This is a genomic window from Streptomyces sp. NPDC046900 (genome assembly GCF_040644975.1).
GTDB lineage: Bacteria > Actinomycetota > Actinomycetes > Streptomycetales > Streptomycetaceae > Streptomyces.
The window spans coordinates 164,489-171,704 of sequence record NZ_JBEYXD010000015.1 but is presented as its reverse complement, the minus strand read 5'-3'; the positions used below and the strand labels follow the sequence as shown (position 1 = coordinate 171,704).

The following is a 7,216-nucleotide window of genomic DNA, read 5'->3' as shown; positions in this document are numbered from 1 at the left end:
CATGGCACCGACCGCGCCGGACAGTGCCGCGGCCACGTCCGCGCCTGTCGACGCGATGACCCGCGCCGTGAACGTGGACGCAGCCGACGGCACCGCCCGAGGCACCCCTACGCTTCGCGCGCCCCCGCGTACATCTCGTCGATCAGGTGCTTGTACTCCCGCTCCACGACCGGCCGCTTCAGCTTCAGGCTCGGCGTGATCTCCCCGTGCTCGACGTCGAGGTCCCGCGGCAGCAGCCGGAACTTCTTGACGGTCTGCCAGCGCTGGAGGCCCTCGTTGAGCTGCTTCACATAGCCGTCGACCATCTCGACCGTGGCGGGCGCGGCGACGACATCGGCGTACGACCTGCCACCCAGGCCGTTCTCCTTCGCCCACTCCATGAGGGCCACCTCGTCCAGGGCGATCAGCGCGGTGCAGAAGTTCCGGTCGGCGCCGTGCACCAGGATGTTGGAGACGTACGGGCACACCGCCTTGAACTGGCCCTCGACCTCGGCCGGCGCGATGTACTTGCCGCCGGACGTCTTGATGAGGTCCTTCTTGCGGTCCGTGATGCGCAGGTAGCCGTCGGGGGAGAGTTCACCGATGTCGCCGGTGTGGAACCAGCCGTCCGCCTCGAGGACCTCGTCGGTCTTCTCGGGCAGCCCGTGGTAGCCCTCCATGATGCCCGGGCCGCGCAGCAGGATCTCGCCGTCGTCCGCGATGCGCACCTCGGTGCCGGGCAGCGGCTTGCCGACCGTGCCCGTGCGGTACGCCTCGCCCGGGTTCACGAAGGAGGCCGCGGAGGACTCGGTGAGGCCGTAGCCCTCAAGGATGTGGATGCCGGCGCCGGCGAAGAAGTACCCGATCTCGGGCGCGAGGGCCGCGGAACCGGAGACGCAGGCGCGCAGCCGGCCACCGAAGGCCTCGCGGATCTTGGCGAAGACGAGCGCGTCGGCCACCTTGTGCTTGGCGCCCAGGCTGAAGGGCACCGCGTGGGTACCGGTCCGGCGGAAGTTGTCCTGGGAGACCTTGGCGTACTCGCGTGCGACCTCGGCCGCCCACTGGAAGATCCGGTACTTGGCCGCGCCGCCGGCTCGTGCCTTGGCCGCGACCCCGTTGTAGACCTTCTCGAAGATGCGCGGCACGGCCGCCATGTACGTCGGCTGTACGACCGGCAGATTCTCGATGATCTTGTCGACCCGGCCGTCGACGGCGGTGACGTGCCCCACCTCGATCTGGCCCGACGTGAGCACCTTGCCGAAGACGTGCGCGAGCGGCAGCCACAGGTACTGCACGTCGTCGCTGCCGACCAGTCCGGTCGCCGCGATCGCCTTCGCCATGTAGGCCCAGTTGTCGTGCGGCAGGCGCACACCCTTGGGGCGGCCGGTGGTACCGGAGGTGTAGATGAGGGTGGCGAGCTGGTCCTTGGTGATCGCGCCGACCCGCTCCTTGATCAGCTCCGGGTGCTTCTCCAGATAGGCGGCGCCCCGGGTCTCCAGCTCGGCGAGGGTGAGCACCCAGTCATCGGTCTCGACGCTCTTGGGGTCGATCACCACGACATGGGTCAGCTCGGGCAGCTCGGCGCGCCTCTCCCGGGCCTTGGCCAGCTGTTCCGCGTTCTCCGCGATGAGCACCTTGCTCTCGGAGTCGGAGAGGATGAAGGCCGACTCCTCGGCGTTGGTCTGCGGGTAGACGGTCGACGTGGCCGCGCCGGCGCACAGGATGCCCAGGTCGGCGAGGATCCACTCGACCCGCGTCGAGGAGGCGAGCGCCACCCGCTGCTCCGGCTGCACACCCAGCTCGATCAGTCCGGCCGCGATGGAGTAGACCCGCTCCGCGGCCTCGGCCCAGCTCAGCGACTTCCATTCGTCCGGGCCCTCACCGGAGGCCGGGGGTACGGGGTAGCGGTAGGCCTCTGCCTCGGGCGTTGCCGCCACGCGCTCCAGAAAGAGGGCCGCCACGGACGGCGGACGGTTCTCGATCAAAGTCTGTGTGTCGCTCACGACATCCTCCGGGGCCCGCGACGGTGCGGCTGACTCAGTGCAGCTGACTCGATGACTCAATACTGATGGCTCGATGCGACTGGCTCATGGCGACCGGCGTCACTCCGGCGCACTTGTTTAACTCGCGAGTAACTACCGAGCAGAGATCAGGGTAGAGGCCGACCGGCCAGTGCGTAAGGGGCGGTGGCGTGTCACTTCCTACAGAGAGCGACCGGGTACGCGCACGGGGCCCGTCGCACTTTCGTACGACGGGCCCCTGTTCGGCCGGTTTTCCGGGTATCCCTCGGTTACTTCTTGCCCTTGGCCGACCCCGCGCTGTCATCGCTGCTCAGGACGGCGATGAAGGCCTCCTGGGGAACCTCCACGGAACCCACCATCTTCATCCGCTTCTTTCCCTCCTTCTGCTTCTCCAGCAGCTTCCGCTTACGGGAGATGTCACCGCCGTAGCACTTGGCGAGGACGTCCTTGCGGATGGCGCGGATGGTCTCGCGGGCGATCACCCGGGAGCCGACGGCGGCCTGGACCGGCACCTCGAAGTTCTGCCGCGGGATCAGCTCCTTCAGCTTGGCGACGAGCCGGACACCGTAGGCGTACGCCTGGTCCTTGTGGGTGATCGCCGAGAAGGCGTCCACCTTGTCGCCGTGCAGCAGGATGTCCACCTTGACCAGGGAGCTGTTCTGCTCGCCGGTGGGCTCGTAGTCCAGCGACGCATAACCGCGGGTCTTGGACTTCAGCTGGTCGAAGAAGTCGAAGACGATCTCCGCGAGCGGGAGCGTGTAGCGGATCTCGACTCGGTCCTCGGACAGGTAGTCCATGCCGAGCAGCGTGCCGCGGCGGGTCTGGCACAGCTCCATGATCGCGCCGATGAACTCGGTGGGCGCGAGGATCGTGGCCCGCACGACCGGCTCGTAGACCTCGTCGAGCTTGCCCTCGGGGAACTCGCTCGGATTGGTGACGATGTGCTCGGTGCCGTCCTCCATGATCACGCGGTAGACCACGTTGGGCGCGGTGGCGATCAGGTCGAGCCCGAACTCGCGCTCCAGGCGCTCGCGGACCACATCGAGGTGGAGCAGGCCGAGGAAGCCGACGCGGAAGCCGAAGCCGAGGGCGGCGGACGTCTCCGGCTCGTAGACGAGCGCGGCGTCGTTGAGCTGGAGCTTGTCGAGGGCCTCGCGCAGGTCCGGGTAGTCGGAGCCGTCGAGCGGGTACAGACCCGAGAAGACCATCGGCTTCGGGTCCTTGTAACCGCCGAGGGCCTCCTGGGCCCCCTTGGCCTGGCTGGTGATCGTGTCACCGACCTTGGACTGGCGGACGTCCTTCACACCGGTGATGAGGTAGCCCACCTCGCCGACCCCGAGCCCGTCGGCCGGGAGCATCTCGGGCGAGCTGACACCGATCTCCAGCAGCTCATGGGTCGCGTTGGTGGACATCATCTTGATGCGCTCGCGCTTGTTGAGCTGTCCGTCGACGACACGGACATAGGTGATGACGCCCCGGTAGGAGTCGTACACCGAGTCGAAGATCATCGCGCGGGCGGGCGCGTCCGCGACGCCGACCGGCGCCGGGATCTGCTCGACGGCCTTGTCCAGCAGGGCCTCGACACCGAGACCCGTCTTGGCGGAGACCCTGAGCACGTCGCCGGGCTCGCAGCCGACGAGATTCGCGAGCTCCTCGGCGAACTTCTCGGGCTGCGCGGCCGGCAGGTCGATCTTGTTGAGGACGGGGATGATCGTGAGGTCGTTCTCCATCGCCAGGTAGAGGTTGGCGAGGGTCTGGGCCTCGATGCCCTGGGCGGCGTCGACGAGGAGGATCGTCCCCTCGCACGCGGCGAGCGACCGCGAGACCTCATAGGTGAAGTCGACATGCCCAGGGGTGTCGATCATGTTCAGGATGTGCGTGTTGCCCGGATCGTGGGTCGGGGCCCACGGCAGACGCACCGCCTGGGACTTGATCGTGATGCCGCGCTCGCGCTCGATGTCCATGCGGTCGAGGTACTGAGCGCGCATCTGCCGCTGCTCGACGACACCGGTCAGCTGGAGCATCCGGTCGGCGAGCGTGGACTTGCCGTGGTCGATGTGCGCGATGATGCAGAAGTTGCGGATCAGTGCCGGGTCGGTACGGCTCGGCTCGGGCACATGGCTAGGAGTGGCGGGCACGCAGGGTCCTGATTCTTGAGGCGTCCGCAGTGTCTGCGGTCTCGGGTCGGATCGATACGTAGCCTCCATCGTCCCACGCGCGGGAGGCTGCGACCGTTTTGGGCCATGTCGTGACGGGCCTGACAGCCGGATCGGGCGACGCCCGGGGGCCTCTGCGGCTGGTTTGGGCCGCCCGAAGGCGGCTGGTAGCCTGGGTGGCTGTGCCTCATGCCCTCTCAGCGCGAGGCACGACTTCAAGAAATCATCGGTGCGTGAGGCTTCCGGTCCCGCGTGCCTGAACCTGAAAAGGCTCATTCGTGGCGAACATCAAGTCCCAGATCAAGCGGAACAAGACGAACGAGAAGGCGCGCCTTCGCAACAAGGCCGTCAAGTCCTCGCTCAAGACCGCGATCCGCAAGGCTCGCGAGGCCGCTGCCGCGGGTGACGCCGGGAAGGCCACCGAGCTCCAGCGCGCTGCCGCGCGTCAGCTCGACAAGGCTGTCTCGAAGGGCGTCATCCACAAGAACCAGGCCGCCAACAAGAAGTCGGCGCTGGCCAGCAAGGTCGCGTCCCTCAAGGGCTGACACTTGATTTGACGCCGGAAGGAATCGAGCGGGCCCTCTCTCATCCGCTCCCGTCCGGCACCCCGGGTTCGTACGCGGCCTGCGTTCGCCACGCGGGTACGAGCCCACGAGCTTGAACCGAAGGCCCCGCCACCGCCCTTCCCCAGGGTGAGCGGTCGGGGCCTTCGGTGTGCCCGCACGATGCCGCCCCGGGCGGAAGCCCGCGACTAGCCCCGGCCTCTGGAGCGCGCCGCCCGCGCGATCGTGACGACCGCCTTCTCCAGGGCGTACTCCGGATCGTCCCCGCCGCCCTTCACGCCCGCGTCGGCCTCCGCGACCGCCCGCAGGGCGACCGCCACCCCCTCCGGTGTCCAGCCCCGCATCTGCTGGCGGACCCGGTCGATCTTCCAGGGCGGCATGCCCAGCTCCCGGGCGAGGTCCGCGGGACGCCCGCCGCGCGCCGACGACAGCTTGCCGATGGCCCGCACGCCCTGCGCGAGCGCACTCGTGATCAGCACCGGCGCCACCCCCGTGGCCAGCGACCATCTGAGCGCCTCCAGCGCCTCCGCGGCCCGGCCCTCGACCGCCCGGTCCGCCACGGTGAAGCTCGACGCCTCGGCCCGCCCGGTGTAATAGCGGCCGACCACCGCCTCGTCGATCGTGCCCTCGACGTCCGCCACCAGCTGGGACACCGCCGACGCCAGCTCCCGCAGGTCGCTCCCGATCGCGTCCACCAGCGCCTGGCACGCCTCCGGCGTCGCCGAACGCCCCTGCGCCCGGAACTCCCCACGCACGAACGCCAGCCGGTCGGCCGGCTTGGTCATCTTGGGGCAGGCGACCTCGCGTGCCCCGGCCTTGCGCGCGGCGTCGAGCAGTCCCTTGCCCTTCGCGCCGCCCGCGTGCAGCAGTACAAGGGTGATCTCCTCCGCGGGCGCGGCGAAGTACCCCTTCAGCTCCTTGATCGTGTCGGCCGACAGATCCTGCGCGTTGCGGACGACCACGACCTTGCGCTCGGCGAACAGCGAAGGACTCGTCAGCTCGGCGAGCGTGCCCGGCTGCAACTGGTCCGAGGTCAGATCCCGTACGTCCGTGTCGGCGTCGGAGGCCCGGGCGGCGGCCACCACCTCCTGCACGGCGCGGTCGAGCAGGAGGTCCTCCTGGCCCACGGCAAGGGTCACGGGGGCGAGGAGGTCATCGGTCGCGGTCTTCTTGGCCATCACGGAAAGCATCCCACGGGCCACTGACAACCCGGCCCGGCCGCCCTCCGGCCGCGGCCGGCCCCCGGGTCACAGTCCCGCGGTGCTACGGCTCCTCCCGCCAGCCGTCCCACTCCCCCACGAACTCGTCCAGCTGCCCGGCATCGAGGACCTCGGCCTCGTCCCGCAGCACCACCAGCCACTGCGCGTCCTCGGCGTCGTCCTCGCCGGCCAGCGCGTCCCGGACGATCCGCGGTTCCTCGTCCAGCCCGAACCGCGCCCCGAGCGCCTCCGCCACCTCTTCCGCGGCATCGCGGTCGGGCAGCACCAGCACATGTCTCACATCGCTCACCACGTCATTTTCCGCTACGGCCGCTCCGCCCGACGACAGGGCCGCCGTCGAAGACGCAGGTCACCGCCCGTCGTCCGAGGCCGTTCGGACCGTGGGCACCCGGTCCAGCTCGATCCCGAACCGCTCCCGGTACGTCTCCAGCACCTCCTCGTCTCCCGCCAGTTCCGCCACCTCCTTCTTCCCGTCGGGGGCCGTCGTCGTCAGACGGCTGCCGCTGAGCGTGATCCTCCCGCCGTCCTCTGTGACCCGCGAGCACACCAGCGACCGCACGAAGTGCGACGCGGGGGAGGTGGTGTTCCACCAGGCTCCGCCGGTGAAGTCCTCAAGCACCCGCGGCCGCAACTCCAGCCGGTACTGGAGCTTGCCGTCCCGCAGCACGTCGAGGTCCCCGCACTCCGCGGCATCGCCGCCCCCGCGAACCCCTGCCGCATCCGCCCCGGCCTCGATCACCCGGAACGCACCGCCCGCATCCCGCTGCTCACCCCGCTCCCCGAACGCCAGCGGCCAGTGGCTGTTCGCCCCGAAACCGACGTCCGCGAGCCAGTCGCCCCCGTCCACCGTCCGCACCCGCAACGCCAGATGGTCGTACGGCATGCCCAGCCGCTCCTCCTCCCCGTACACCCGCGCGGCGAGCAGCGTGACATCGAAGCCGAGGGCCGCCAGCAACGCCCCGAACGCCCCGTTGAGCTCGTAGCAGAAACCTCCCCTGTGCCCTCCGACGATCTTGTCCAGCAGCCGGCCCTCCTCGAGCACGATCTCCTCGCCGAGGTGGATCGACAGGTTCTCGAACGGCACGGTCTGCAGATGCCGAAGATGCAGCTCGCGCAGCACGTCGACGGTGGGCCAAGCGGGATGCTCCACCCCGATCCGGCGGAGATAGGCGTCAGCCTGTGCGGAATTCATGTGCTCAGTCTCTCGCCACTCTCAGACCGGCGCCCCCACCTACGACGGCAATCGCCCCGTCCTCGTCGGTGCGCAGCACCATCGC

General features: G+C 69.3%; 6 protein-coding genes. 1 reads left to right on the top strand and 5 read right to left on the bottom strand.

The features are described from left to right. Positions 1–107: 107 nt before the first annotated feature. Positions 108–1,982, bottom strand: coding sequence for an AMP-dependent synthetase/ligase (locus ABZ904_RS18190; RefSeq protein WP_360997646.1), 1,875 nt, complete (start codon positions 1,980–1,982; stop codon positions 108–110). Between the two features lie 287 nt (positions 1,983–2,269). Next, positions 2,270–4,138, bottom strand: coding sequence for a translation elongation factor 4 (gene lepA, locus ABZ904_RS18185; RefSeq protein WP_360997648.1), 1,869 nt, complete (start codon positions 4,136–4,138; stop codon positions 2,270–2,272). Positions 4,139–4,434: 296 nt separating this feature from the next. Between lepA and rpsT the strand changes: the two genes are divergently transcribed. Continuing rightward, positions 4,435–4,701 carry a 30S ribosomal protein S20 gene (gene rpsT / locus ABZ904_RS18180; protein WP_359391055.1) on the top strand — a complete coding sequence of 89 codons (267 nt, stop codon included), beginning with the start codon at positions 4,435–4,437 and terminating at the stop codon, positions 4,699–4,701. A 206-nt stretch (positions 4,702–4,907) separates the two neighbouring features. Here the strand turns inward: rpsT and holA are convergent, their stop codons facing one another. The 3 genes from holA to ABZ904_RS18165 form a co-directional block, all read right to left on the bottom strand. Then, the gene (gene holA, locus ABZ904_RS18175; protein ID WP_359391053.1) at positions 4,908–5,900 is read right to left on the bottom strand and encodes a DNA polymerase III subunit delta; all 993 of its coding nucleotides are present in this window, start codon (positions 5,898–5,900) and stop codon (positions 4,908–4,910) included. An 82-nt stretch (positions 5,901–5,982) separates the two neighbouring features. Further along, on the bottom strand, positions 5,983–6,228 hold the full coding sequence (locus tag ABZ904_RS18170; RefSeq protein WP_361824271.1) for a hypothetical protein: 246 nt from the start codon (positions 6,226–6,228) through the stop codon (positions 5,983–5,985). Between the two features lie 60 nt (positions 6,229–6,288). Further along, positions 6,289–7,131, bottom strand: coding sequence for an arylamine N-acetyltransferase (locus tag ABZ904_RS18165; RefSeq protein WP_359391048.1), 843 nt, complete (start codon positions 7,129–7,131; stop codon positions 6,289–6,291). Between the last annotated feature and the right edge of the window lie 85 nt (positions 7,132–7,216).